Source organism: Gulosibacter molinativorax, assembly GCF_003010915.2.
Lineage (GTDB): Bacteria > Actinomycetota > Actinomycetes > Actinomycetales > Microbacteriaceae > Gulosibacter > Gulosibacter molinativorax.
In genome coordinates this window covers 504,194-530,104 of record NZ_CP028426.1, presented here as the reverse complement: position 1 = coordinate 530,104, position 25,911 = coordinate 504,194, and the positions used below count along the sequence as shown (strand labels likewise).

Annotated in this window: 26 protein-coding genes and 1 pseudogene; 17 read left to right on the top strand and 10 right to left on the bottom strand. The window is 66.5% G+C overall.

Annotated features, from left to right (window positions below):
- The first annotated feature begins 262 nt into the window (after window positions 1-262).
- From GMOLON4_RS02590 to GMOLON4_RS02560, 7 genes are read left to right on the top strand one after another with little or no spacing between them, the layout of a single operon-like run.
- A complete protein-coding gene (locus GMOLON4_RS02590) occupies window positions 263-1,231 on the top strand; it encodes an ABC transporter substrate-binding protein (protein ID WP_051266265.1) in 969 nt (322 codons plus the stop codon).
- Entirely contained in the window at window positions 1,228-2,043 is an 816-nt protein-coding gene (locus tag GMOLON4_RS02585; protein WP_245575356.1) for an ABC transporter permease, read from the top strand. Before GMOLON4_RS02590 ends, GMOLON4_RS02585 begins: the two co-directional genes overlap by 4 nt.
- Window positions 2,040-2,840 carry an ABC transporter ATP-binding protein gene (locus GMOLON4_RS02580; protein WP_051266230.1) on the top strand — a complete coding sequence of 267 codons (801 nt, stop codon included), beginning with the start codon at window positions 2,040-2,042 and terminating at the stop codon, window positions 2,838-2,840. Before GMOLON4_RS02585 ends, GMOLON4_RS02580 begins: the two co-directional genes overlap by 4 nt.
- 54 nt (window positions 2,841-2,894) lie before the next feature.
- Window positions 2,895-3,707 (top strand): ABC transporter ATP-binding protein, encoded by an 813-nt coding sequence (locus GMOLON4_RS02575; RefSeq protein ID WP_026936090.1) that lies wholly within the window; start codon window positions 2,895-2,897, stop codon window positions 3,705-3,707.
- Entirely contained in the window at window positions 3,704-4,378 is a 675-nt protein-coding gene (locus GMOLON4_RS02570; RefSeq protein ID WP_026936091.1) for an ABC transporter permease, read from the top strand. The genes GMOLON4_RS02575 and GMOLON4_RS02570 overlap by 4 nt, the downstream gene beginning before the upstream one ends.
- Window positions 4,375-5,079 carry an ABC transporter permease gene (locus GMOLON4_RS02565; RefSeq protein ID WP_051266233.1) on the top strand — a complete coding sequence of 235 codons (705 nt, stop codon included), beginning with the start codon at window positions 4,375-4,377 and terminating at the stop codon, window positions 5,077-5,079. The genes GMOLON4_RS02570 and GMOLON4_RS02565 overlap by 4 nt, the downstream gene beginning before the upstream one ends.
- A 33-nt stretch (window positions 5,080-5,112) precedes the next feature.
- Window positions 5,113-6,033, top strand: coding sequence for an ABC transporter substrate-binding protein (locus tag GMOLON4_RS02560; protein ID WP_026936092.1), 921 nt, complete (start codon window positions 5,113-5,115; stop codon window positions 6,031-6,033).
- A 138-nt stretch (window positions 6,034-6,171) separates the two neighbouring features.
- Here the strand turns inward: GMOLON4_RS02560 and GMOLON4_RS16355 are convergent.
- Window positions 6,172-6,459: pseudogene (locus tag GMOLON4_RS16355) on the bottom strand (cyclase family protein); the annotation flags it as partial.
- Window positions 6,460-6,701: 242 nt separating this feature from the next.
- On the opposite strand from GMOLON4_RS16355, the gene GMOLON4_RS02550 reads away from it, so the two are divergent.
- Complete coding sequence (locus GMOLON4_RS02550) at window positions 6,702-7,136, top strand: MarR family winged helix-turn-helix transcriptional regulator (protein ID WP_051266236.1); 435 nt, start codon at window positions 6,702-6,704, stop codon at window positions 7,134-7,136.
- Entirely contained in the window at window positions 7,129-8,514 is a 1,386-nt protein-coding gene (locus GMOLON4_RS02545) for an MFS transporter (protein WP_026936095.1), read from the top strand. Before GMOLON4_RS02550 ends, GMOLON4_RS02545 begins: the two co-directional genes overlap by 8 nt.
- Window positions 8,515-8,569: 55 nt before the next feature.
- On the opposite strand, the gene GMOLON4_RS02540 is transcribed toward GMOLON4_RS02545, so the two are convergent.
- Both GMOLON4_RS02540 and GMOLON4_RS02535 read right to left on the bottom strand, forming a co-directional pair.
- Complete coding sequence (locus tag GMOLON4_RS02540; protein WP_026936096.1) at window positions 8,570-8,914, bottom strand: hypothetical protein; 345 nt, start codon at window positions 8,912-8,914, stop codon at window positions 8,570-8,572.
- Window positions 8,911-10,089, bottom strand: coding sequence for a TRAFAC clade GTPase domain-containing protein (locus tag GMOLON4_RS02535; protein WP_026936097.1), 1,179 nt, complete (start codon window positions 10,087-10,089; stop codon window positions 8,911-8,913). Before GMOLON4_RS02535 ends, GMOLON4_RS02540 begins: the two co-directional genes overlap by 4 nt.
- Window positions 10,090-10,210: 121 nt before the next feature.
- On the opposite strand from GMOLON4_RS02535, the gene GMOLON4_RS02530 reads away from it, so the two are divergent.
- The 5 genes from GMOLON4_RS02530 (at window position 10,211) to GMOLON4_RS02510 (ending at window position 15,012) form a co-directional block, all read left to right on the top strand.
- Entirely contained in the window at window positions 10,211-11,182 is a 972-nt protein-coding gene (locus GMOLON4_RS02530; RefSeq protein ID WP_026936098.1) for an alpha/beta hydrolase, read from the top strand.
- On the top strand, window positions 11,179-12,621 hold the full coding sequence (locus GMOLON4_RS02525) for a hypothetical protein (protein ID WP_026936099.1): 1,443 nt from the start codon (window positions 11,179-11,181) through the stop codon (window positions 12,619-12,621). Before GMOLON4_RS02530 ends, GMOLON4_RS02525 begins: the two co-directional genes overlap by 4 nt.
- Window positions 12,622-12,692: 71 nt before the next feature.
- Window positions 12,693-13,283 carry a DUF6320 domain-containing protein gene (locus tag GMOLON4_RS02520; RefSeq protein WP_322745133.1) on the top strand — a complete coding sequence of 197 codons (591 nt, stop codon included), beginning with the start codon at window positions 12,693-12,695 and terminating at the stop codon, window positions 13,281-13,283.
- Window positions 13,284-13,365: 82 nt separating this feature from the next.
- Entirely contained in the window at window positions 13,366-14,352 is a 987-nt protein-coding gene (locus tag GMOLON4_RS02515) for a zinc-dependent alcohol dehydrogenase family protein (RefSeq protein ID WP_026936101.1), read from the top strand.
- A 78-nt stretch (window positions 14,353-14,430) separates the two neighbouring features.
- Complete coding sequence (locus tag GMOLON4_RS02510) at window positions 14,431-15,012, top strand: TetR/AcrR family transcriptional regulator (RefSeq protein WP_026936102.1); 582 nt, start codon at window positions 14,431-14,433, stop codon at window positions 15,010-15,012.
- 7 nt (window positions 15,013-15,019) lie between these two features.
- Here the strand turns inward: GMOLON4_RS02510 and GMOLON4_RS02505 are convergent, their stop codons facing one another.
- The 7 genes from GMOLON4_RS02505 to GMOLON4_RS02480 form a co-directional block, all read right to left on the bottom strand.
- On the bottom strand, window positions 15,020-15,718 hold the full coding sequence (locus GMOLON4_RS02505) for an ABC transporter ATP-binding protein (protein ID WP_026936103.1): 699 nt from the start codon (window positions 15,716-15,718) through the stop codon (window positions 15,020-15,022).
- A 9-nt stretch (window positions 15,719-15,727) separates the two neighbouring features.
- Entirely contained in the window at window positions 15,728-16,657 is a 930-nt protein-coding gene (locus tag GMOLON4_RS02500; RefSeq protein WP_322745132.1) for an ABC transporter permease, read from the bottom strand.
- Between the two features lie 27 nt (window positions 16,658-16,684).
- Window positions 16,685-16,822 (bottom strand): hypothetical protein, encoded by a 138-nt coding sequence (locus tag GMOLON4_RS16310; protein ID WP_322745131.1) that lies wholly within the window; start codon window positions 16,820-16,822, stop codon window positions 16,685-16,687.
- Between the two features lie 47 nt (window positions 16,823-16,869).
- Window positions 16,870-17,274, bottom strand: a complete 405-nt coding sequence (locus tag GMOLON4_RS02495; RefSeq protein ID WP_026936104.1) for a DUF1622 domain-containing protein — start codon at window positions 17,272-17,274, stop codon at window positions 16,870-16,872.
- Window positions 17,275-17,358: 84 nt separating this feature from the next.
- Window positions 17,359-18,354, bottom strand: coding sequence for a patatin-like phospholipase family protein (locus tag GMOLON4_RS02490; RefSeq protein ID WP_035731874.1), 996 nt, complete (start codon window positions 18,352-18,354; stop codon window positions 17,359-17,361).
- 71 nt (window positions 18,355-18,425) lie between these two features.
- Complete coding sequence (locus GMOLON4_RS02485; RefSeq protein WP_322745130.1) at window positions 18,426-20,087, bottom strand: MFS transporter; 1,662 nt, start codon at window positions 20,085-20,087, stop codon at window positions 18,426-18,428.
- Window positions 20,088-20,207: 120 nt separating this feature from the next.
- The gene (locus GMOLON4_RS02480; RefSeq protein ID WP_026936107.1) at window positions 20,208-20,945 is read right to left on the bottom strand and encodes a VIT1/CCC1 transporter family protein; all 738 of its coding nucleotides are present in this window, start codon (window positions 20,943-20,945) and stop codon (window positions 20,208-20,210) included.
- A 231-nt stretch (window positions 20,946-21,176) separates the two neighbouring features.
- On the opposite strand from GMOLON4_RS02480, the gene GMOLON4_RS02475 reads away from it, so the two are divergent.
- From GMOLON4_RS02475 to GMOLON4_RS02465, 3 genes are read left to right on the top strand one after another with little or no spacing between them, the layout of a single operon-like run.
- Window positions 21,177-23,066, top strand: a complete 1,890-nt coding sequence (locus tag GMOLON4_RS02475) for a glycosyltransferase (RefSeq protein ID WP_035731876.1) — start codon at window positions 21,177-21,179, stop codon at window positions 23,064-23,066.
- On the top strand, window positions 23,041-24,378 hold the full coding sequence (locus GMOLON4_RS02470) for a glycosyltransferase (RefSeq protein WP_051266239.1): 1,338 nt from the start codon (window positions 23,041-23,043) through the stop codon (window positions 24,376-24,378). Before GMOLON4_RS02475 ends, GMOLON4_RS02470 begins: the two co-directional genes overlap by 26 nt.
- Window positions 24,375-25,865 carry a nucleobase:cation symporter-2 family protein gene (locus GMOLON4_RS02465; RefSeq protein WP_026936109.1) on the top strand — a complete coding sequence of 497 codons (1,491 nt, stop codon included), beginning with the start codon at window positions 24,375-24,377 and terminating at the stop codon, window positions 25,863-25,865. Before GMOLON4_RS02470 ends, GMOLON4_RS02465 begins: the two co-directional genes overlap by 4 nt.
- Window positions 25,866-25,911: the final 46 nt, after the last annotated feature.

The following is a 25,911-nucleotide window of genomic DNA, read 5'->3' as shown; positions in this document are numbered from 1 at the left end:
GGGAGTCCGGTGGACCGGGCTGAGAGGAAGGTTCTGAACCTTCGACCGTCAAACCTGATCTGGATCATGCCAGCGCAGGGAGGACACTCGACGAACCCGTGCCCATCGACGACTGAAAGGGCACGCTGTGAAGCGCCACGTCATTTTTCCAACCAATCGATTCTCCGGAGCCCGCGCAGGTCGCGCCCGGTTCACGGTCGCCGCAGCGGCAGCACTCTGTGGCCTCGCCCTGACGTCTTGTGTGACGTCGGGTGCCGCCGAGTTGACTGATGCTGAACCGGGCGGCACGGGCAACGGCGACCTCATGCCGGTCACGTTCGCACTGGACTGGGCCCCGAACACCAACCACATCGGGGTGTACGTCGCGGAGGAGCTCGGCTACTTCGAAGAGGCCGGCCTCGACGTCGAGATCCTCCCCTACGGCTCGACTGCGGCGACTCAGTTGGTGTCGTCCGGCGTCGCCGACTTCGGCATCGGCGGCCAGTCGAGCGTGCAGATGGCCCGCACCTCTGGACTCGACCTCGTCTCGGTCTACCGCGTGACGCAGACCGACACCGGTCAGCTCGTCGTCCTCGGGGATCGGGATGACGTGAATCGCCCCGCCGACCTCGATGGCCAGACCTTTGGCGGGTTCGGTGCACCCCTCTACTCGGCACTCGCCGCATCGACCATCCGCGGAGACGGGGGCGAGGGCGAGTTCGAGGAGGTCGTGCTCGACACCGGTGCCTACGACGCGCTTTCGCAGGGGCGCATTGACTTCACGCTCTCGGTGGCGACCTGGGAGGGTCTGCAAACCGAGCTGGACGGCCACCCCTACAAGTCGTTCCGCTACCAGGACTACGGCGTGCCCGACCAGCAGTCCACGGGCATCGTCTCGAGCGACGCCTACCTCGCCGAGCATCCGGAAGAGGCCGAGGCATTCGTCCAGGCCGTCGCCCGCGGATACGAATACGCCGTCGAGAACCCGACCGACGCCGCCGACATTCTCATCGCCGCGAACCCCGACACCCTCGGAGCCGCCGACGACCTCGTTCACGCGAGCGCCGAGCTGCTGGCGGAAGCGGGTTATCTCGCCGTCGACGAGCGGCCGATCGGTGCGGCCAACCCAGACACATGGGATGCGTTCGGCTCGTTCCTCTTCGACAACGGCTTCCTCGTCGACTCCGCGGGCGAACCCGTCGAGACCGAACCCGACTGGGACGAGTACTACACCGACGAGTACCTCAATTGACGCTCCTTCGCACCGTGGCGCCCCCGGTCATCGCGTTCCTGGCGTTCGTGTTGATCTGGCAGGTCGTCGCGGCGGCGGGCTTGGTTCCCGCGGACATCCTGCCCTCTCCGACCCGCATCGCCACATCGGGTGCGCAGGAAAGCGAGGCCCTGCTCCGTCACGCGCTTCCCACGCTGCTCGCGACCATTACTGGCTTCGCGCTCTCGCTCACGGTCGCGTTCGGGGTCGCGACCGCGCTCGATTTCTCGGGACCGTTGCGACGCGCGCTGCTGCCCCTGTTGATCATGAGCCAGACCCTTCCGCTCATCGCGCTCGCACCGCTGGTGGTGCTGTGGTTCGGTTTCGGGCTGCTCCCGAAGATCCTGCTCGTGGCGTTCGTCACGTTCTTCCCCATGGTCGTGGGGCTGCTTCGCGGGTTCGCCTCAGCAGACCCGGAGGCCGAGCATTTGCTGCGATCGATGGGAGCGTCGCGCCTCACCGTGTTTCGGATGCTTCGGTTGCCAGCCTCGACGCCGTCCTTCTTCTCGTCATTGCGGATTTCAATCACCTACGCCGTGGTCGGCGCGATCTTCGCCGAGTACGCGGGCGCGGTCGCGGGCCTCGGTGTCTACATGCAGTCGGCCAAACACGTGTTTCGCACCGACCTCGTCCTCGCGGCGGTTCTGGTGAGCACCATCCTGACGCTCACGCTGTACGGGATCGTCGTCCTGATAGAACGGCGGTGCGTACCCTGGCTCCGTCTCGCTGACGATGTGGAAGCCGAGACTTCGAGCGCACCACGAACGAAGCGCCCCGTGGAGGTAGCCCGATGACCGGAACCGCCGACCACGCCAGCCCCAACCCGACTGAGCAACTCGAGGTCCGCGGTGTGCGCAAAGCGTTCGGCGATCGGCTCGTCCTGAACGGCATCACTCTCACCGTCGCCCCGGGTGAGATCGTCTCGCTGGTGGGACCGAGCGGCAGCGGGAAATCGACGCTGCTCGGCATCCTCACGGGTGCAGTGGAGCCCGATGCCGGGAGCATCCGATTCGCGAACGCGCCGGTACCCGAGCGCCATCGGCCATTCGCGTACATGCCGCAGCGCGATGTGCTGTTGCCATGGCGCACCGTGCTCGACAACGCCGGCATTGGCCTCGAGGTCGCCGGACAGTCGCGGGCGGATGCGCGCAGACAGGCCCGCGGGCTGTTCGCTCCGTTCGGGCTGGCGGGAACCGAGCACCTGTATCCGCAGCAGCTTTCCGGGGGTATGCGTCAGCGCGTCGCGTTCCTCCGCACAGTCGTGCAGCGCAAGCCCGTGCTGTTGCTCGACGAGCCGTTCGGCGCACTGGATGCCATCACCCGCGACGAACTGCAGCGCTGGCTGCTCGAGATCTGGCGGCGCCACGCGTGGAGCATCCTGCTGATCACCCACGACATCCGCGAGGCGGTGCGTCTCTCCGACCGAGTCCTGATTCTCCCGTCTGTGCCCGGACCACTCCTCGGCGACGTGCGCGTCAGTCGAGACATCCCACGGCTCGATGGCTTCATCACCGACCCGCGGGTGCCGGAGCTCGAGGCCGCCCTGCACGACCTGCTCCGGCAGGCTGCCGGGGCAGGACGAGTTGCATGACGTGAGGATGTCCCTATCGCTTTCCGCAGATGAGAGGCCATTACACTCACACACATGATCGAGTACGAAGGCGTCACGAAGACTTTCCCGGACGGTTCGATCGCTGTCTCATCATTCTCTTTTCAGATTCCATCGCACCAAGTCGTCGCGCTCGTCGGGTCGTCGGGATGCGGCAAGACGACGCTGCTCCGAATGGTCAACCGCATGGTCGAGCCGACCGGCGGTCGGGTACTCATCGATGGCCGCGACGTGCGGGAGATGGACCCGGTCGCGCTGCGTCGATCCATCGGCTACGTGCTGCAGAACGGCGGCCTCCTCCCCCATCGCACGGTCGTAGACAACGTGGCAACGGTCCCGATGCTGCAGGGAGTTTCTCGCCGAGAAGCACGGTCGGCTGCAGTAGGGCTCCTTGAGCGCGTCGGCCTCGATCCGCAGCTTGCCACACGGTTTCCCGCGCAGCTTTCAGGCGGCCAGCAGCAGCGCGTCGGGGTGGCGCGGGCGCTCGCGACCGACCCGAACATCCTGCTCATGGACGAGCCGTTCGGCGCCGTAGACCCGATCGTTCGCCGAGACCTGCAAGACGAGCTCCTGTCCCTCCAGGCCGATCTCGGCAAGACCATCCTGTTCGTCACGCACGATGTCGACGAGGCGTTTCGCCTCGGCGACGAGGTAGTCGTGCTCCGCGAGCGCGCGGCCATCGCCCAGAGCGGTACTCCGGCGAGCATTCTCGCAAGCCCAGCAAACGACTTCGTCCGCGCATTCATCGGCGCCGATCGGGCTGCTCGCGCGCTGCGCATCGAGCACGTCGACGGGCGCGACGTCGCGGTCGACGGACAAGGCACGCCGGTCGGGGTGATCGAGCCGTGACGTGGCTGAGCGCGAATTGGCCGCAGGTCGTCAGCCTCACCATCGACCACCTGCTGCTGTCGCTCCCCGCAATCCTCGTGAGCATCCTCGTGGCGGTCCCGATCGGCCGCCTGGCGTGGCGCCGTCCGCGACTCGGTCGGCCCGTTCTCGTGGCCGCGATGCTCATGTACGCCATCCCGGCCCTCCCGCTGCTCATCGTCATCCCCGCGATCTTCAACGTTCCGCTGCGCTCCGAAGCGACCATGATCATCGCCCTCAGTATTTACGGCACCGCGCTGCTCGCGAGCACCGCGGCGGACGCGTTCACCTCGGTTGATAGCAGGGTGCGAGAGGCAGCCATTGCCATTGGGCACTCCCGCATGGGCATGTTTTGGCGCGTCGACTTGCCGCTCGCGTTCCCGGTGCTGCTCTCAGGAATCCGCGTCATGACGGTGTCCACCATCAGCCTCGTCACCATCGGCGCGCTCATCGGCGTGCCCGGTCTCGGGATGCTGCTGACAGACGGCTTCCAGCGCGGCATCGGCGCCGAAGTGGCGACAGGGATCATTGCCACAGTCGCGCTCGCGCTCATCGCCGACGGCCTGCTGCTCCTCCTCGGCCGCGCCGTCACTCCCTGGTCGCGGGCCCGCCACCGCCCGGTTGCCACGCGGAAGCTCGAGGTGACCGCATGACACTGTTCGCCGACGCCATCGCGTGGCTCGCCGACCCGGTGAACTGGTCCGGCGCCTCCGGAATTCCGGCTCGAACCGGTGAACATCTGCTCATCACCGCCGGGACCCTCGCAGCCGCATCGCTCATTGCACTCCCGACCGGGGTGCTCATCGGGCATACGGGCCGCGGCGCCGGGGTGGTCGGCGCCGTTACCGGCGCCGCGCGCGCGATTCCGACGCTCGGTCTGCTCACGATCTTCGCGCTAGCGCTCGGCATCGGGCTGCAAGCACCGCTGCTGGCGCTCATCATCCTCGCAATTCCCTCGCTACTCGCCGGCGCCTACGCGGGCATCCAGTCGATCGACCGGACGACGATTGACGCCGCCCGCGCCGTGGGCATGAGCACAGGGCAGCTGCTTCGCCACGTCGAACTGCCGCTCGCCCTTCCCGTTCTCCTCGGCGGCATCCGCGCCGCGACCCTGCAGGTAGTCGCCACCGCGACGCTTGCTGCCTACACGGCCGACTTTGGGCTCGGTCGATACCTGTTCGCGGGACTCAAGACCCGCGACTATGCGCAGATGCTCGGCGGCGCCATCATCGTGATCGTCATCGCCCTCGTGCTCGAGCTCTCGCTCGCCGCACTGCAAAGCGCGGCGCAGGCTCGCGCGGCGCCGAGCTCGTCAGCCAAGTCCAGCATCCCCAACCGAATCCCGCACGCCTAACTCCGTTATCGATTACCACGAGAAAGAGACGCCATGTCACGATTCCTTCGCACCGCATCCGCCACTCTGGCTACCGCCGGCCTCATCGCGCTCGCTGGCTGCGCATCCGCTGATCCCCTCTCGACGTCAGAGACCGACGCCGAGTCTTCGAGCGGCGACTCGATTGTGATCGGTTCGCAGGACTACTACTCGAACGAGATCATCGCCGAGATCTACGCCCAAGCGCTCGAGGCGGAGGGCCTGACTGTCGATCGTCAGTTCCGCATTGGGCAGCGAGAGGCGTATCTGCCGGAGATCGAGGCTGGCTCAATTGATCTGTTCCCCGAGTACTCGGGACCCCTGCTTCAGTACTGGGGTGGTGAGGCCGACGCGAGCACGAGCGAGGACGTGTACGCCGAGCTCCAAGCGACTGTGCCAGAGGGGCTCCGCGTCCTCGACCAGTCCCCCGCGACCGACCAGGACTCCTACGTGGTCACCCAGGAGTTCGCAGACGAGTGGGACCTCGAGACGATCGCCGACCTGGCGAACGTGACCGAGCCGCTCACCCTTGGTGCCAATTCCGAGGCCGAGACCCGCCCGAACGGTCCGATCGGTCTCAAGGAGGTGTACGGCGTCGATGCCGAGTTCACGCCTATTGAGGATGGCGGCGGCCCGCTGACGGTACAGGCGCTCAAGGACGGCGACATCCAGCTCGCCATTATCTACACCGCCGACCCCTCCATTGCCCAGAACGGCCTCGTATCGCTCGAGGACCCGGAGGGACTCTTCCTCGCCTCGCACGTCGTGCCGCTCGCGAGCGAAAACGTCAGTGACGAGGCCGCGGCCATCATTGACGAGATCAGCGCGGCGATGGTTCCGGAGGATCTCATCGGACTCAACGTCCGCAGCGTCGAAGAGGAACTCCCTGCGGCAGACATCGCGGCCGACTGGCTGACCGAAAAGGGACTCGTGTAGACGCTGTCCTAGTACGCCACCACTCGGGACGGCGCCGCATCGAGACCAATCATCGGCAGCGGAAAGATCGCGAGCCGTGCCGAGTGCCCGCGCTGCTCGCGGCTCAAGATAGGGCGATTCCAGGTACCGTTCGCTGCCCCAAAACCCATCCCAACCGGTGTGAATAACGACCAGGCGGGGTACCTCCGCCAGTCGATCGAGGCCGAGCATGTCGCTCGAAATCGCCTCACCGCCGGTAAGCGATTCGGCCACATGAAACACTCGCGCGTCACCGATGAGTTCATCAAGCGCAATCTGGTCAACGGTTCTGCCACCGGGGATGCAGTGGGCCGGCGCGTCGAGGTGCGTGCCGGTGTGGCTGCCCATGGCGATGGCGGAAACCGCGACCCCGTCAGCCGCGATGTCGAGCGCCCTCGAGATCGCCACAGCTGGGTCCCCCGGATAGACGGGGGTTCCGGGCTCTATTGGATGGCTAAGGTCGATCACGCGAAATCCGCCTGTCGTGAGAAGGGTTGCGAAACGCAAGCAGTGATGCGCCCGTCGTTTAGCGTGCCACCGCGTCCTGGCACCCACCTGCACCTTGAACTCGCGCACGTTTCGCGCGCCGCCGACATGCCGCTCGCGAATTTAGTCAAGCAACTTGATCAAGTTGCCGTACTATTCCAATCGTGACCGAGAAACACGCAGAAGACCTCGCCCTAGAATTCTTGAGCGCCCTGCGGCCGCTGTCTCTCTCGCTGCGCGCGCGACGGACGCTCTCGGAGGGCAAGGTCGGAATCCTACGACATCTCGCCGCCCACGGTCCGGCGATGGTCTCGGAGCTGGCTGCCGCCATTCACGTGAGCGCGCAGGGGGCATCGCTCGGTGTGCGCGACCTTGAAACCGTCGGATGCGTCGAGCGACGAAGCGACGAGACCGACCGCCGGCGGGTGTGGATCGCGATCACTGACTCGGGCCGAGAGGCGCTCGCAACGGAGTCATCGGCCTCCGCGAATCTGCTCCGGACGGCCGTCGCACACACCCTCGATGACGAGGAACGCGCCACACTCGCGGCCGCGATCCCGGTCCTCGCGAAGCTCGGAGCGAGCATCCTCGATGAGTAAGCGACTCGTTCCCGGCCTCATCTACGCCGCGCTTTCGACCGCCGTCGTCAGCTCCCTCGGCATGCTGCTCGTGCCAACCATTGCGCAGGAAATGGGCGTCTCGGTCGCAACGGCGCAGTGGATGCTGACGATCAACCTCCTGGTCGGGGTAGTGGCGACCCCGGTCATGGGGCGGCTGAGCGACGGTCCCTACAAGAAACGGGCGCTCTTTGTTGCCCTCGCGTTCATCCTGATCGGCTCGGTGATGGCCGCGCTCGCGACGAACTTCACCGTCTTCCTCATCGGTCGCGCGCTGCAAGGGCTGACCTACGGAATCGTCCCGGCCACGATCTCGCTCGCGCGGCGCTACGTCGCCCCCGAGCACGTCCGTTCGACCATCTCATCTCTGTCGGTCACGGTCGCCACGGGGCTCGGCCTCGGGTACCCGCTCACCGGAATCCTGGCGGACTTCCTCGGCTTCCGCTCCGCGTTCTGGTTCGCCGCGCTCTTCATCATTTCGGCCGCCGTGGTGGTGTGGACCACCGTTCCCGACGGGCCGGACCCGCAGGCGCCCGGGGGGAAATTCGACTTCTGGGGCGCGCTTTTCCTCGGGGTCGGTCTGGGCTCCCTCCTCCTCGGAATCAGCGAAGGCACGACGTGGGGCTGGGGATCGGTTTGGACGATCGGCGCGTTGGCCCTCGCTGCCGTGTGCCTGACCATCTGGTCACTCATCGAGGTGCGTTCCGATCACCCGTTGATCAACCTTCGCACGCTGCGGAACGGCGACGTCCTGCTCGCCAACGGCACCGCGATCGGTCTCGGCGTCGCGTCGTACATCGGGTTGTCCGTGGCGAGCCTGGTGGTGCAGGCGCCGGTCACGACGGATTACGGTATGGAGCTTCCCCTCGTCTGGGCGGGGTTTGTGATCGCCCCGCTCTCGGTGGGGAGTTTCGCGGCGAATCGAGTCGTCCGCCGGGTCGCCAAGCGCGTGTCGACGGATGCGCTGCTTCCACTCGGCACGGGGGTCATGGCCGCCGCAGGAGTCATGCTCTGGCTCGCACACTCGCAGCTCTGGGGCCTGCTCGTGGGGATATTTCTCTTCGGTGTCGGCATCGGCGCGGCATACGCGGCAACGCCGGCGCTCATCGCACGGAGTGTCGCGGTGGCCGAGCTTGGCGCATCGGTGAGCTTCAACCAGGTGCTGCGCACCGCGGGGAGCTCGTTCGGAACGGCGATCGCGGCAGCGATCATGGCGGCGCATCCGGGCGTCGGCGAGAACACGACCGACGCCGGAATCACCGCGGTCTTCGCGGTCGGCGCGATCGTCTGCTTCACGGTGTTCGCCGCCCTCATCGTGCGAACCATGGTCGCTTCGCCTGGACGCGGGCTGCGGGCGTGAACGCGTCGGCCTTTGCTCCGGGCTGTTCAGCCTCGATGAGGATGCGTCACTGGTCTCACGCTGGGGTTGACGGGTATTTCGCCGATTTCCAGATCCGCTCATACTCGTCTGCGACCAGCGGCCAGACGCGCTGACGCCCTTCGCTCACGGTGCGCGTCCCACTCGCGAAAGTCCCCATCAGCACGAACTCGTGGGGAATCACCCTGCCCGCTCGGTCTTTCCGTCCCTCCGGATCGGGGAATCGCAGCGCTACGCACTCGCCAACCCTTCGGCATACCTCCGCGTCGCTCCCCACACCTGAGAATGCCCGTTCGTATTCGGGCAGCGGGTCGGCGAATTCGCCATTGCGAAGAAACCGAAAGCCCCACGTGCGGCCGCGAGTCACCCAGATGAAACTCATCGACGGCTCCGCAGCAGCACGTGCCGCTCCTCGCCCTTCTCGAGGTCAAGCTTGAACCCGGTGAGCGTCGCGGCGAGCGTGTCGTGCTTCGCGAGCGCGTGAGCGTTCGCCGCCGTCAGCTTCGCCCCGGCCATGCCGGCCGCGTCGTTGAGCATCCCGCCCGGCAGCACCAGTCCCACAACCGACTGGATGCGGCCGATCGGGCCCGGAATCCTGAACTTGCTTCCGAGCAACGCAGCCGCGAGCGCGTTTGACCCCAGCGCGCCGACGCCGCCGAGCAGATTCTCCGCCACCTTGCCCGGGATCTGCTTCGCCTGGCTCCAGCGCACGTGGCGCTCGAACGGGAGGATGGCGGCGAGCGGCAGGATCAGTTCGACTCCGATCCGCTCCGTCACCTCGATCCGATTCGCTTCGAACTTCGCCGACGACAGCAGCAAGAAATCCTCGCCCACCGCGAGCGCGTCATCCCCCTGCACGATCCCCTCCATCGCCTCGCGAAGGAGCGTGATGTCGTCCCCCGCCTTGGCGATCAGCAGATCTCGAAAGCCGAAGACGTCCATATCCGGCAATAGGTCGGCCTTGGACAACGCCATGACCCAGATGCGCGGGAACTGCACGAGCTGCCTGCCATCCTCGAGCAGCTCATCCTTGAGCGACAGCAGGCCGTTTCGGAAGTTGGTCAGGAGCGACTTGAGGTAGCGCTCCTCCTCACCTGCGTGGTCACGCAGCCGCTGCCCGTCCACGAGCAGCACCGCGACATCCGAGACCAAGAGTGACCGGAAGGTGTCGACCCGGCGTTTCGCCTCTTCCGGACCGCTCACGTCCTGCTCGAACCACTCGCCGGGATAGTCGTGCCACACGAGCCGCAGCGCATCGAACGGGCGCGTTCGTCTCGCCTTGCGGTCGGCGCTGTCTTTGAGCTTGACCGAAAAGGAGTACGAGGTCGCGGCAAACTGCGTCGGGGGTGGCAGGCGAGATTCATCGCGCATCCCGAGATAGTTCTGCAGGAGCCGATTGCCCTGGCCGATGTCGTCAGCGACGATGTTGAACAAGCTCTTCTGCAGGTACTGAGGTTGCTGCGTGGCGCCATAGAAGGATGACAGCAGCACCGTCTTGCCACTGCCGCTCTCGCCGAACACGGCAATGTGCTGCTCGAACTTCCTCGTTGTGCTCATGCCCCGACCCTACGTGGGTAACTCGAGCGTTTTCCGGCCTGAGGCCACGCTCTCGCTCGCGCAGCTCCGCCCTCTAGGCTGGAAGTATGCTCCCTTTCGCCTCCGCCGACTTGGCCCGTCTGTGAACGGCCTTACCCGCGCGATGCTGGGAATGTTCGCCGCTCCCCGGGTCAACATGCGCGAAGACTACGGCAAGGTTCGCCGCGTACAGCGCCGCCTCGTCTCGCTGTGGCGTCCCCTGCGCCGCGTCCCGTTTCGACAAACCGCCGCTCAGGTCGGAAACCGGATGATCCCCGTCCGGATCTTCCAGCCCACGGATCGACGTCGAAACGACATCCTGGTGTTCTTCCACGGCGGCGGCTGGGTCACCGGCGACATCGCCACGTACACGCCGGCTTGCGCGGCGATGGCGGACCTCACCGGCTGCACGGTCGCGTCCGTCAACTACCGACTCGCCCCGGAGCATCCGTTCCCCGCTGGCCTCGAGGACTGCGTGAATGTCGCGCAACAGCTCCTCGACGATCCGCGCCGGGCCGGCATCGACAACGCGGGGGACATTGTGCTGGTCGGCGACTCGGCTGGGGCAAACCTGGCCGCCGCCGTCTCGCTAGTCCTGCGCGAACGCGGCCACCGGGGCCCGGACCGCCAGATTCTGCTCTATCCGGTGACGCACTGGGACCACAATCCGAGCACCTCGCCATTCGACTCGGTGCGCGAACACGGCGAAGGGCTGCGGCTCACCAACGCCGAGATCGACGCCTACTTCGACCTCTACGTTCCGGATGCTGAGCGGCGACGCAACCCGCACGTCTCGCCGCTCCTGGCATCCGATCTCTCGGGTCAACCGAAAACCCTCGTCATCACCGCCGAGCAAGACCTGCTCCGGGATGAGGGTGAGGCCTACGGCCAGGCCCTCGCCGATGCCGGCAATGAGGTCACGATCTACCGCGTGCCGGAAGCGCTTCACGGGTTCATCCAGCTGCCGAAGATATCCCGGCAGATGCGGGATGCGTACGAGGTGATCAACGAGTTCTTGGACGCGGAGCTCGCCGCGGGGCAGTGTGCCCCCAGCAGCGGTCTGGCCTCGTCGTGAACCGCGACAGTGGAACCCGACGCCACTGGGTTCGGCTCGACAACGCCTCCAACATCTTCCTCGCCGCCCGCACCGAGTCCGACCCGAAGGTGTTTCGAATCAGTGCCGAGGTGGACCACGACGTCGAACCCGAGATGCTGCAGCGCGCGCTCGACGAGACCTTCGATCGGTATCCGCTCTTCCACGCGGTCCTCCGTCGCGGGATCTTCTGGTACTACCTTCAAGACAGCGATCTTCGCCCCGTGGTCGCCGAAGAGTCTCTGCCGACGTGCGCCGCCATTTACCAAGGAGACCACCGCGCGCTGCTCTTTCGCGTCGTCTACTATCGACGGCGAATCAGCCTCGAGACGTTCCACGCCCTCTCGGACGGTACCGGCGCGCTCTGGTTTCTCTCGGATCTCGTCACCGCCTACTTGCGGATGCGCTACCACGAGCCGCTCGCGGGGGACGAACGGGTGGCTTCGCTGACCGAGGAAGACGGGCAGACTGAGTTGACGCGGGGGCTCGTCGCTGACAGCTTCGGTCACCATTTCCGGCGCGAGCGTCGACACGACCTGCCCGCTCCGGAGACGGACTTCGGCCGTGCCGCGGCCCCGGCGACCGAGGTGTCGTTGACTGACGACGCCCAGGATCACGCCCAGGATCACGCCCAGGACGTCGCGCGTTCGGCGCGGAAGCGGCGCGGCTCCACCTCGACGGTGTTTCGGGTCCGCGGCACGCGATCGCCGGACAACCGCACGCGGGCGGTGGAACTCACGATGCCGGCCTCCGACGTTCTCGACCTGGCCCGGGCGGAGGGCGTCTCACCCACGATGTACCTCACGGCGATGTTCCTTGAGTCGATCCGACAGGCGTCGAACGGACTCGGCGAGGCGCGCACCCTGTCCGCCTCAGTGCCCGTGAACCTGCGGCAGTTCTTCCCATCCACCTCTGCGCGCAACTTCTTCGCCACGGTCCGCGTCGAGCACACCTACGGCGACGAGCCCGAGGAGCTCGGTGCCATTGCGCGCCAACTCGAGAAGCAGTTCCGACCCAAGGCCAGCCCCGAGGCGCTCGAGGCCAAGCTGCGGCGCCTCATCCGTCTCGAGAGACTTGCCGTGCTGCGCATCCTGCCAAGACCCTTCAAGGACCTCATCCTGCGGGTGGTCAACTGGGGCAATAACCGCGGCCTCACCGTCGCTGTCTCGAACCTCGGACGCGTGAGCCTCCCCCGGCGGGTCGATTCGCACGTGGGCCGGATGCTCTTTCACGTCTCAGCGGTGCGCCCCCAGTTCTGCGCGATGACGCACGCTGGAATCCTCGCGATCGTCTTCAGCTCGCCATTCACCGAGACTGGGCACGTCAAGGAATTTGCTCGCCTGCTCAGTGATCGCGGGATTGACGTCAACGTCGCAGCGGCCGCGGTCACCGAGCTCGAACTCGCGGAGGTGTCGCCGTGAGCCGCTGCCCCGCCTGCGAGGTCACGGTGGAAGGGGCGTGGGCTCGCTGCCCGCTCTGCGAATCACCCCTCTTGGGTGAGCCGACCGCGAGCCCGCTCCCCGCGGTACCCCTCGCGTTCTCGAGGCGACGCGTCTGGCGCACACTGCTCCTGCTCTCGCTGGCCCTGGTCGTGGCATCCTTTGCCGCCCAACTGCTGTTCAGTAACACCGCGGACGGACTTGGCGTTGCCCGCTCGATTTGGCTCGGAATCAGCGCGATGTGGCTTGTCGTGCTCACCGCGGTGCAGAAGCGACACAATCTCGCGAAGACGACCGTGTACGTCGTACTCCTCGTCAGCTTCGTCTGCGTCTACTGGGATTACCTCACCGGCTGGGACGCCTGGTCACTGACCTACGCCGTGCCCGCGGTGTGCGCCGCGGCCGCACTCGGTCTGGCGATCATCGTGCGGCTCATGCGCATCGAGCTTGGCGACCACATCGTCTACAGCAGTCAGACCGTTCTCTTCGGCCTCGCGCCGATCGCGTTTCTCGCGCTCGGGTGGGTCACGAGCCCCGTGCCGTCGATAGTCTGTGGGATCCTCAGTCTGATCGTGCTGCTGCCCCTGCAACTCGCCCGAGCCAGAATGATGCGGCACGAGCTCGGCAAGCGGCTACACCTGTAGGTCATGGCCTCGCTGCGATGGACCGAGGACTTCACAGCCGAGCAGCTTGCCACTGCGCCGTGCGCGCGCCGATAGTAGAGCCATGAGAGCGTGGAAGACCGGCCCACGTCCGGGCGAACTGGCATTGACGCAGGTGGCCGAACCAGAGCCGGGGCCCGGAGAGGTTCGCGTGAGGGTGGAAGTCTGCGGCGTCTGCCGCACCGACCTCCACGTCGTCGATCAGGAACTGCCCGTCCATCGGCCGAACGTGACGCCGGGACACCAGGTCGTCGGCGTCGTGGATGCCGTTGGCCACGGCGTGCTCGAGCTGCGCTTGGGCGACCGGGTCGGCATCGCCTGGTTGCGACACACGTGCGGTGTCTGCCAATGGTGCAGGTCGGGTAGCGAGAATCTGTGTCCCAGTTCCGCGTATACGGGGTGGGATGCCGACGGCGGGTTCGCGGAGTACGCGACCGTTCCTGAGGCGTATGCGTATCGGCTCCCTTCAACGGTGGACGCGGCTGCGCTCGCTCCCCTGCTCTGCGCCGGAATTATTGGCTACCGGGCACTCAAGCGTGCCGCTCTGCCGCCGGGCGGTCGGCTCGGCATCTACGGCTTCGGGTCAAGTGGTCACATCACAGCGCAACTCGCCGCCGCCTCGGGTGCCGAGATTTTCGTCATGACGCGCGGCACGCAGAACCAGCAGCTGGCTCGCGACCTCGGCGCGACGTTCGTCGGCGACGCCTACGGCAGCCCGCCAGTCCGACTCGATTCGGCGATCGTCTTCGCGCCGGCTGGCGAGCTCGTGCCAATTGCCCTTCGCGCAACGACGCCGGGTGGCACGGTCGCCCTCGCTGGCATCCACATGAGCGATATACCCACCATGACCTACCGAGACCATCTCTTTGACGAACGAGACCTGCGAACCGTGACCGCGAACACTCGCGCAGACGGCATCGAGTTCTTGCGCGTGGCTGAACACCTCGGGCTGCGCGCCACTGTGACCACGTACGACTTCAACCAGGTCGCCGTTGCGCTCGACGACCTGCGAAGCGGCCGCGCATCCGGCTCACTCGTCGTCACTGTGTAGTCCTCGATCAGCGAGGCCTCTGGCGGCACCGCGGCTAGACTGGCGGGATCAATTGCAAGTTGAGGAGTGTCCGAGGCCATGCCAAAGATTTCCGCGCCGACGGTCGTCGAGCATCGTAAGCGGAAACGAGACGCGCTCCTTGCCGCCGCAACCGAGCTACTCGTCTCGGGCGGAGTGTCCGCCGTCACCCCCGCGGCCGTTGGTGCCGCGGTCGGACTGTCGCGTCCCAGCGTCTACCAGTACTTCAAGTCTGCCGCCGACATCCTCGCGGCGATCACCGAGGATTCGTTCGCGCGTTCGAACGCGCAGCTGCTCGCCGCTCTCGAGGGGCTTTCCGACCCGCTCAAGGTCATGGATGCCTACGTTCGTGAGACGCTGCGCCAGGCCGCCGCCGGTGCCCATCGGCCCGCAACGGCGCTCAGTGAGGCGGAGCTGCCGGACGAATGCCGCGCTCGAGTCGCCGAACTTCACCACGAACAGATTGCTCCGTTCATGAGTGCTCTTCGCCAACTCAACGTGCCCGACCTCATGATCACCGCGCAGCTTCTCGGCGGCATGCTCGAAGCGGCAATGCGCGCGATCGAGTCGGGCTCCGATCCCGATGCCGTCGCCCGAACCACGATCGCACTCGTGCATGCCGCGGTTCGCCCGCAAGAGTGACCCGGCTTTAGACCGCGACCGCCGCCTCGGCGCGCTGTTCGAGATTGCCGTCGAGCATCACCATCACCGCGTCCATGAGCGGCAGGTGCGACCGGTCGTGCGTCACGAGCAGAGTGGCCACGTTGCGCGACCGAGTCAGCTCGAGGATGAGATCGATGATGGCGGCACCGCGCTCCTGGTCGAGCGCGCTGGTCGGTTCATCGACCACCAGCACCGAAGGATCGTTCATGAAGGCCCGGGCGATGTTCACTCGCTGACGCTCGCCTCCCGACAGGGCGTGCGGGCGCTTATGCGCTTTGCCGCCGAGGCCGACCGACTCGAGGAGCTCGAGCGCCTTCGCGCGCGTCTCGCGCTTGGAACGCAGCTTCCGGCCGCCGAGATGACTCATCAGCTCAAGCTGTTCAAGAGCCGTGAGGGATGCCAGCAGGTTCGGCTGCTGGAACACGATGCCGATCTTGTCGCGGCGAAGCGAAGCCGTCTCTGACTTTGACAGCCCCGCCGTCGACTTGCCGTCGATGAGCACGTCACCCTCCTGCACGCCGATGAGCGTCGAGGCCACCGCCAGGAGACTGGATTTTCCCGAGCCGCTGGGGCCGGTGATGGCGGTAATCTCCCCCGGCATCACCGTGAGGCTGGCCCGCTTTACGGCGGTCACCACGCCGTCGCCGTCGGGATACGTGAGCGTAACGTCGCGAAGTTCAATCATGATTCTGTCCTAGCTGTTCTGCGCGTTGAGGGCAGAAAGGGGGTCAGCCTTGACGACGCTATTGAGCGCGAACGCTGCGCCGATCAACCCCATGACGACCATCGCGACACCGGGGACGACGGTGGTGAGCGGGCTGATCACGAACGGCACAGCGGCGGGGAGGGCCGCTCCCGCGGCGATGGTGAGCCCGATTCCGAGCCCCACCCCGATGACGAGCACCACCAGTGCTTGGCCGAGCGCGTCGCGCACCAGGCTCGGGGTCGAGGCGCCGAGGGCCTTCAAGACGGCGATGTCCTTGCTCCGTTGGATCGTCCACACCGTGAAGAAAGCACCGATCACGAGCGCCGAGATGCTGAGCAGCAACCCGAGCATCAGCGCGGGCGAACCGATCTCGCTCTTGAACACCTCGATCGCCATCAGCGACATCAGGACCGAACTCGACTCGGTAGCGGCCTCAGTGTCGAGGGCACCGGCGTCCGCCGGTGATCCCTGGACGAGAAGCGCCGTGGCGAACGGCGCTTCTCCCGCGGTCTGCTTTGTGACCGTGTCGCGCCAGTCGTCGATCGTCGTCCAGATCACACCCGTGTGGCTGTACTCCGCATCCTGCGAAATGCCGACGACGGTGAAGCTGTCGCCGAAGATACTGATTTCGTCGCCCACATCCGCAAGCAGCGCCTCGTGCGAGCGCTCCGAGAGCACGACCGTGCCGGGCTCCGTCGGAATCATTTGATTCGGCGAGATTTCGGTGAACGTCTCGGCGACACCAAAGAGGGACGCCGTCTGCTCGCGATCGCCGGCTGCGGTCACGCGGCTCGTGAGAATCCCGAGCGGGTCGATCGACTCGACCCCCTCCGCCTCCGACCAGTGGGCGGCGGCTTCATCGGTGATTTTGGATTCCGAGAAGCTCAGGGTGTCCCCTTCGTCAGGCGCGGATAGCACGACCCTGTCCGCCTGGAAGGGGGTGATCTACGAGATGTTCGCGTTCGCGAGCCCCTGAGTCAATCCACCGAGGAAGCCGACCAGCAGTGTGATGAGTAACACTACGGAGGCGATGAGTGCGAATCTGCCCCGGGCGAAGCCGAGGTCGCGCCATGCAACGAACACGTTGAACCTTTACTGACAGTGGTGTTGGTAAAACCGTCAGTGAGAGATTACCACTTCGTTTCTTTCGCGACGGTGTCCGCGAGCACCTGACCGCCGCTCGTGAGCAGGGCACGCTTCCAAGGGAGCACGCCCTCAATCTCGATCTGAATCGAGATGCTGAGGATGGTTCGGATGAGCACGATCAGACCAAGCGTGACCGCCTCTTCGAGCGTGGGCGCCGAAATCGTGCGGATGAGGTCAGCCGCCACCAGAATCTCGAGCCCGAGGAGGATCGAGGCGCCGATCATCCGCCGCAGGGTGCCGAACGCTGCCGCTCCCCCGCGGCCCTTTACCAGGGCGCGAATGGCGAACAACGCGGCCGTGAGAAATCCCAGCGCCATGGCGGCGATACCGAGCCCCTCGAAGATGACGACGACAGTGTGGACGCTCTGGAAGATGAGTTCGTCCGTCATGCGATCAGCGTAGCCGAGTTAGCTCAAGTAGCTTGCTTGACCGCGGACTGGAGCGCGGGTCCAGGAAGCGAGGGGATGCACTTCCTAGCTATTCGGGAGGCCGGAGACCATACCGGCCCGGTCGAATGCCTCTGCCGCCAATGTGCGGCCCAGCTCGATCTGCTCGACAGCGAGGTGGAAGTCCATGGTCCCGATCGAGTCGTTCGGCACGACGACGAGCGCGTCGGTCGGGAAAGCTGCCAACTGGTAGCGCTGCACGATCGCTCGCAGGACTTCGAGTGACTGGGTCGCCACGTCGCTCGTGCGCAAGCCGATCGGTAGCTCGTCGAACAGCTCGGCGACCGAGGTTCCCGTGTTCTCATGTTGGGCTCGAACGGCCATGCGCGCGGCGATGGAACGCATCGGCTCGGTCTCTATGAGCTTGCCCATTCTCGAACGCAGTCGGTCGGACCACGCCCTGGCTTCCTGTTCATCGGAGGATGCGTGCACTGGCATACCCTTGCCTCGCTGGGTCACGGAGCCCTGCCCATCAAGCGTGACGGCGACGGTCAGCTCTGCCGCAGACGAGGCCAGGACGCTCACGGGCACCTGGTTAGCTACGCCTCCGTCTACGAGCAGGCGCCCGTTAAGTGCGATCGGTGGAAATACGCCCGGGATCGCAATGGAGGCGCGAATGGCCGTGTCGATCGGGCCGGAGTCGAACCACACTTCGCGGCGTGCCCAAAGGTCGGTCGCCACGGCTGTGAAGTCGATCGGCATGTCCTCGATTCGCTGTATCCCGATTATCTCGTTGACCCGCGACAGCACACGCTCGATCTTGATCGCGCTCGGCCCGGCAAAGTTGGGATCTACCAGCTTCACCACGTCACTGCGCCGACGCAGGCCCTGCACCCACTCGACGTACTCGGGCAAGTTGCCGGACGCGAACAGTGCGCCGACGACCGCACCCATCGATGTACCAGCAACTTGGACAACCTCGTAGTCGCGCGCGGTCAACTCTTCCAGGACACCGATGTGCGCGTAGCCGCGTGCCCCGCCACCGCCGAGCGCGATCGAAACCTTCGTGGGTGCAGTTCTCACGTGGTCAATGGTAGGCAACGCGACTTGGGTTCATGTGGAGCCGGGCCATTCGCCGGCATCGCTGGGTGCGCCTAAGTGCCCGCAGGCAGCTCCCCGGCTTTCGCGCGGAGCGCGGCCTCCTCGTCTCGACGCGGGTCTGTCGCCGGCAGGCCCATCGTGGCTAGGAGCCCGACGAGGAGCACTCCCGAGGCGCTGAACGTGGTGATTCGCGCCGCCGTGACCATCGCTTCCTCCGCCGCGGCACGAACCTCGGGAGTCGCGCCTGGGAGTGAGTCGAGCTGCGGGATTGCCGCACCGGCCGACTGTTTCACCACGGCCACGAACTGCTCCTGGCTTGACGAGTCGACGCCATCGACATTCGAGAGGTTGGATGCCGTGGCAGTCGCCAGCGAGGTCACCAGCACGGTCCCGAGAATCGCAATACCGAGGGCCGAACCGAGCTGGCGAACCGTGCTCTGCAGACCCGAGGCCTGGCCGCTCTGGGCCACCGGCACGTCGACCATGATGACGTTCGTGAGCTGCGCGGTGGCCAAGCCTACGCCGACGCCATACAGGAATAGCCATGCCGCGAGCGTCCACGCGTTGGCCGTCAGGCTGATGCTAAAGGCAAGGCCGGCGACGGCAATCACTTCGAGCAGGAGTCCGAGGCGAACCACACTGCGGCTGCCGAGCTTGGCCGCGAGCTGAGCGGTACCTCCCGAGATCAAGAACGTACCGATAGCCAGCGCGAGGATCAGGAATCCGGTGCTTAGGGGCGAGAATCCGAGCGCGCCCTGCACGTAAAGCGGCAGTGCGAACAGCATGCCGAATTCGCCGAGAGCGACGATCAGGGCGGCGATCGCACCGTAGCGGAGACTGCGAATGCGCAAGAGCGCGAGATCGAGAAGCACGGGCAGTCCGCGAGCACCCCTGGTCCGCTCGACAACCACGAATGTCACCATCGCGATAACACCGAGAGCGAATGCGAACGGGACCGGGGACACCGACCACGGCCAGGTCCAATCAGCGATGCGCGGAGCATCCTGGATCCGCCACCAGCCGTAGCGCTGGCCCTCGATCAGGCCGAACACGATGGCGGAGAGGCCGACTACGGAGAGCGTGATGCCGGCGATATCCACGCCTCGCTCCGCCGCGGGATCCCGCGTCTCCGGGACCCAGAGTAGGGTGCCGACGACGATCAGGATGCCGATCGGCACGTTGATGAGGAATGCCCAGTGCCAGCTGAAGTCCGTCGCCAGCCAGCCGCCGAGGAGCGGTCCGACCGCAGCCATTCCGCCGATCGTGGAACCCCAAATGGCGAACGCGATGCCGCGCTCCCGGCCAGTGAACAGCGCATTCACAGTCGAGAGCGTCGAGGGCAGAATCATGGCACCGCCGACGCCCTGCAATAAGCGCCCCGTCAGGAGCAACGTTCCGTCCTGGGCGACCGCGGCGATCCCGCTCGCCACCACGAAAATTACGACGCCGATCAGCAGGAGCCGCCGCCGTCCGTACAGGTCGCCCATCCGCCCGACCGTGATGAGCAGCGCGGCGAACACGAGCGCATAGATCGAGTTCGCCCATTCCGCCTCAGAAACGCTCAGCGAGAGGTCCTGAATGAGAACCGGCAGGATCACGTTGACGATCGTCGCGTCCATGATGATGATCGACACGGCGAGCGAAACGACGCACATCGCGAGCCATCGTTTCGGGTCGAGCTCCACGGGAGCGGCGGTATTTGTTTGCTCGGTCACGGGCGTCCTTCGGGCTCAGCGAGGGGTCCGGCACAAGATGCCGACACCGGTGTCAGAAGTGTACGCCCGCTGACGTTGCACAGCGACATTCCTTCGCGCGACCCCGCACTCCCGAACGGGCTACGCCATCGCTACGCCGAACGCCAGTCCGATCAAGTACGTCGCCGCCATCGTGGCCGAACCCATCACGACATTCCGCACGACAGCCGGGAGGATGGGCGCCCCACCCAAACGTGCGCTGATCCAGCCAGTAAGGACGAGACCGAGCACCACGGCCGCAGCCGTGTTGAGCATGGGAATACCGGAAGGAATCAGAATCATCAAGAACGGCAGCAACGCACCGATCGTGAACGCGACAAACGACGAGAAGGCCGCAACCCAGGGACTCGTGTATTCCTCCGGATCGATGCCAAGTTCGACCTCGGCATGAGCGGCTAGCGCGTCGTGCGCGGTGAGCTCTACGGCGACCTGCTGTGCCAGTTCGGGCGAGAGCCCTCGTTGACGATAGAGGTCGGCCAGCTCGGCGAGTTCCTCCTCTGGCATCTCCTCGAGCTCACGAATCTCTTTCGCGATCAGCGCCTTCTCGGTGTCGCGCTGCGTGCTCACCGAGACATACTCGCCGCCCGCCATCGAGAACGCACCTGCCACGAGCGCAGCCAGACCCGCCGTTGCAATCGCCGCCACGTTGCCTGGAGCCGCCGCGGCCACACCGACGACCACACCGGCCACGGAGACAATGCCGTCGTTGGCACCCAGGACGCCGGCTCGCAGCCAGTTGAGTCGTTGCCCGATCGCGGCGTTATGCGGTTCGTGGAGGTGGGCATACGCCGCTTCGACATCCGAGTTTTCAGGTTTCATTCCAGCCACCATTCCGGTCTATTCGGCGAGCTCCGACCCGATCTCTGAACCCCAGAGCCTCCGCGGAGCACGTCCATTATCTACCCGTCGGGGCACGATGCCCACTCCCTTGAGATGACTCTGCGTGTCACCACCGGGTTGCACTGTGTGGGGCGCTGATCGCGCTTGGCCTTACGATTGCGCGACGGATCCGTGACACCTAGGATTTCGAGAGTGAGTACGGACTCTGCAGTGAGCGTTCAAGAGGCCCTCGAGGCCGTACGCCAGGCCCCGACACTGTTGGCGGGGCTGGAACGAATCGAGTCGCTGACGATGGCCGCACAGGCAGCGGGGCCGAAGGCCGCGCCGCCGCTGAGCGCGGCGATCGACGATGCGGATGACCAGCTGACGGCGATCGCCGCCGTGCACGCGGCGGCCGCAGCAGGGCCGGCCTCGGCAGCAGAACTCGTTCTACCCCTCCTCGAGTCGGGCCCGGCGTTCCTGCGCGAGCACGCCGCGTGGGCGCTGGCAGCCTCGCCGCGTCTCCCCCAGGCCGTGACGACACTGGAGTCGCTGGCCGCTGACGGCGGATTCACCGGCACGCTGGCCGAAGCGACCCTGGAGGCCTGGGGAGACCTGCGAGTCGAGGCCGCCGAACCACGGGCGCCACGCCACTCCCACCCGGAGCGTGTCACCGACAGCGACGGCGCTACCGGCCTGACCGTCGCCCAGCTCTTCCTGCACGCCGACATCGACGGCAGCCTCCTGTATGCCGGACAGGGAGACACCGGCGGCATTGCGACGTTGCTTGTGCATCTGGGTGACGCGCTCCTGGCCGAGCAAGCGGTCGGCCGAGTGCTCACCCTGTCCCGCGGTCGTCCGGGCTCCGACCTGCAGCGGGACGACTTGGACCGGCCCGGCCATCACTACTTGACCGTGCCGCTTCCCGGTCCGATCCTGCACGCCCCAGACGCCTGGCCCCTGCGCCTTCCGGTCCGCAATGGTCTGCGCCGGATCCTCAGCGCGGCGGGGCGAATCGACGTCCTGCACCTGCGGATGGCTGACGTCGGATCCTGGGCCGCGGCCGAGGTCGCGCGCGAGCTCGGCATCCCGACAGTCCTCACCCTGGCCCCCGATCCGCATGCCCTGATCGCCGCGCGCGAAGCATCCGGCGCCCTCAGCCGCGCCAACTTCGGGGCTGCCGACTTCGCCGAACACCTGACGTTCCGGGTCCGGCTGCTGCGCGATCTGGCCCGCCAGGCGGCCCATCTGGTGGTGTTTCCGCGGCCTGACCTGGCGAGCGACCTTCGCGATTTGCTGCACCTCGACCCGGACGACATCGCAAGTGGGGTCAGCGTCGTGCCCGAGGGGATCGACCTGGCACCCCTGGAGCGTGCGGCGCGGGACGTCCCGGACGACATGCGTGGTATCGCCGTCCCCGCTGGCACCGCCGACGCCCTGATGTCGTTGGACGCCGTCCTTGCGGCGCTGCCGGCGGAGCGCCGCGGGCTGCCGCTGGTGATCACCGTCGGTCGGCTGCACCGCGTCAAGGGCATGGCGACCCTGGTGCAGGCCTGGGCTGACGACCCCGCGCTGGCCGACCGATGCAACCTCCTCGTCGTCGGCGGGGACCTGACCAACCCGACCGACGACGAGGCCGACCAGCTCACTCGGATTGATGCCGTGATCCCGCGTGCCGAAGGACCGTCGCGCGGCCTGCTGCTCGCCGGTCACCGCCCCAACGGGACGGTCGCGGTGTGGCTCGCGGCGATCCGGCACGGCCGACCGGGATATGCCGCCCCCGGCGGTATCTACGTGTCGGCGAGCCTCAAGGAAGAGTTCGGGATCGCCATCCTGGAGGCGATGGCATCCGGCCTCGTGGTCGTCGCGCCGGTCGAGGGCGGCCCGGCGACGTACGTGGACGACAGGGTGACGGGCTTCCTGGTCGACACGGCTTCCCCGCCCGCGCTGGCTGGGGCGATAGCGTCCGCGCTCGACCTGGCTTCCGCCCCCGGTGCGGACCAGCGCGCCGAACAAGCCAGGCGCCTGGTGACCGAACGGTTCAGCATCCAGACGATGGCCTCGGCCCTCGCCACCATCTACAGCGAGGTCACTCATGACACTTCTCGTAATCAGTCCTGATTACGCCTCCCATATCTACCCCATGGCGACGCTGGCCACTGCCTGGCGGGATGCCGGCGAGCGGGTCGTCGTGGCGACCGGGCCGGCGACGGATGCGATCGTCCGTCGATTCGGCTTCGAGCGCGAGCACCTGCAGCTAGGCCGCGGGTCGAACCCTGGCGTGATCCGCGCAGAGGACCAGCCGCGCGGGGAGGACGAGTCGCTTCGCGGCTTCTTCGAGGCGACCCGGCGCGGGGCCGTCGAAACACTCACGGTCCAGGCCGCCGCCCGAGGCGACGACCTGCTGTGGGACCCCCTCACCGTCGCCCGCGAGGTGCAACGCGTGGTCGACCACGTGCGGCCCGACCAGATCATCGTCGATCACCTCGCCTTCAGTGCCAGGCTCGCTTTGAGCGCAGCGGGTGTGCCCCACGGTGACGTGGTGCTCGGGCATCCGTCGGCACTCACCGTGGGGAACGAGGTGTACGGCCACCCGCCCGCGTGGCCGCGCTGCATGCAGCCAGACGCCGCGGCGCTCGCCGACCTGCATCGGCTCTGCGAACAGGTGCGCGACACGTTTACCGCCCAGTGGAACCAAGCCCTGGCAGCCCTCAACCCGGCGGCCCCCGCCAGCGCGGACGCCTTCGCGGAGACCGGCGACGTGCTGCTGTTCAACTACCCCGACGAGCTGCACCCACCCGAACGGACTGCCCTGCTGGGCCGCCACGCGTTCCTCGGCTCCGCTGTCCGGACAGAGGAACCCGATGCCGAGGTGGAAGCCTGGCTGGCGGCCAGCGATGTGCCGGTCGCGTATGTGAGCCTCGGCAGCTTCCTGTCGGTGCGTTCGGATCTGCTCGCCCGCATCGCCGAAGCGCTGCGCCGACTCGACGTACGAGTCGCCTTCGCATGCGGCTCCACACCGGCGCACGAGCTGGGCCCCGTCCCGGAATCCTGGCTGGTCCGCGAGGTCCTGCCGCAGGTGACGCTACTCGATCACGCGGTGTTAGCGGTCTCCCACGGCGGCAACAACAGCATCACCGAGTCACTGACCGCCGGCGTTCCGTTGCTCCTCCTGCCGCTATCGACCGACCAGTTCGCGGGTGCGGCCGCGCTCGAGGAGGCCGGATTCGGGGAAGCGCTCGACCCCAATACGGCCACCCCGGAGGAGCTGGCGGCCGCGGCATCCCGGTTGCTCAGCCTCGAGCCAGACGCCCGAGCCCGGCTCACGGCGCTGGCCGACCGGCTGACCGCGACGCCGGGCGCCCAGCGTGCCCGAGCGGCGATGCTGGCCCCAGACGGCCCTCCAAACACCAAGCAAGGCGGCGCACGATGAGCACGACCACCCATCCGGTCGACGAGATTCCGGCCGCCCCTAAGCTGCTGGCGCTAGGCCTGCAGCACGTGTTGGTGATGTACGCGGGCGCGATCGCCGTGCCGCTCATCGTGGGACGGGCGCTGGCGCTCTCACCGGAGGACGTCGCTTTCCTCATCTCGGCCGACCTGTTTGTCTGCGGAATCGTCACGATCCTGCAGTCGTTCGGTGCCACCCAGTGGTTCGGGATCCGGCTCCCGGTGATGATGGGCGTCACCTTCGCGGCAGTCGGCCCGATGGTGGCGATCGCTACCGGCAACCCCGGTCAGGAGGGCGCGCGGCAACTGTTCGGCGCGGTGATAGCCGCCGGCGTGTTCGCGGTCCTAATCGCGCCCCTGATGGGTCGCCTTCTGCGCTTCTTCCCACTATTGGTGACCGGAACGATCATCCTAGTGATCGGTGTGTCGCTGATGCGGATCGGCATCAACTGGATCTTCGGCAACCCCGTCGGCCCGACCGCCCCATCCGTCGTCGACCCCGACCACACGGCCTGGCTGACGGAAGTGGGCGAGGCAGCTTCCACGCCCGGCAGCACCATCCCGCCGCTGCCACCCGACCTCGTCGCGGCCCCGACCGTACCCAATCCGGCCTACGCCTCGCTCGGCAACCTCGCTATCTCGGCCGCCGTCCTGGTCGCCATCGTGCTCATCGCTCGCTTCGGCAAGGGCTTCCTGGTCAACGTTTCGGTGCTGCTCGGCATCGTGGTCGGCGGCATCATCGCAGCGCTGGCCGGCAAGATCTCCTTTGCCAAGGTCGCCGAGGCTGATTGGTTCGCGCTGGTCATGCCCTTCCACTTCGGGACGCCGCTGTTCGACCCGATCATGGTGGCCACCATGTGCCTGGTCATGGTGGTGGTGCTAATCGAGTCGACCGGCATGTTCCTCGCCCTCGGCGAGATCACCGAGCGGCCTATCACCAAGAAGTCGCTCTCGGCGGGGCTGCGCGCCGACGGGCTCGGCACCATCCTCGGCGGGGTGTTCAACACCTTCCCCTACACGTCTTTCAGCCAGAACGTGGGGCTGGTCGGCGTGACCGGGGTACGCAGCCGATTCGTCTGCGTAGCCGGTGGCGTCATCCTGATCATTCTCGGGCTGGTCCCGAAGATGGGCGCGCTCGTCGAGTCCCTCCCCACGGCTGTCCTCGGCGGCGCCGGCCTCGCGATGTTCGGGATGGTCGCTGGCACCGGGATACGGATCCTCTCCGGCGTCGACTTCGCGGCGAACCGCAACAACCTGCTCGTCGTCGCGGTCTCGTTGGGCATTGGCATGATCCCCCTGGTCGCACCCAACTTCAGCCAGTGGATGCCAGAGCAACTTCGCCCCCTGATCGACTCCGGGATCCTGCTCGCTGCCTTCTCGGCGGTTGCCCTCAACGCCATCTTCAACGGGTCGAAGCGGGCGGACCAGCCGTTGTCGGTGGAAGGCACGTGGGCTGACCCCTCTTTCTAGGTCCATTCGTTATGTGAGTCCAACACCCCGCGATCATGGGGAGAAT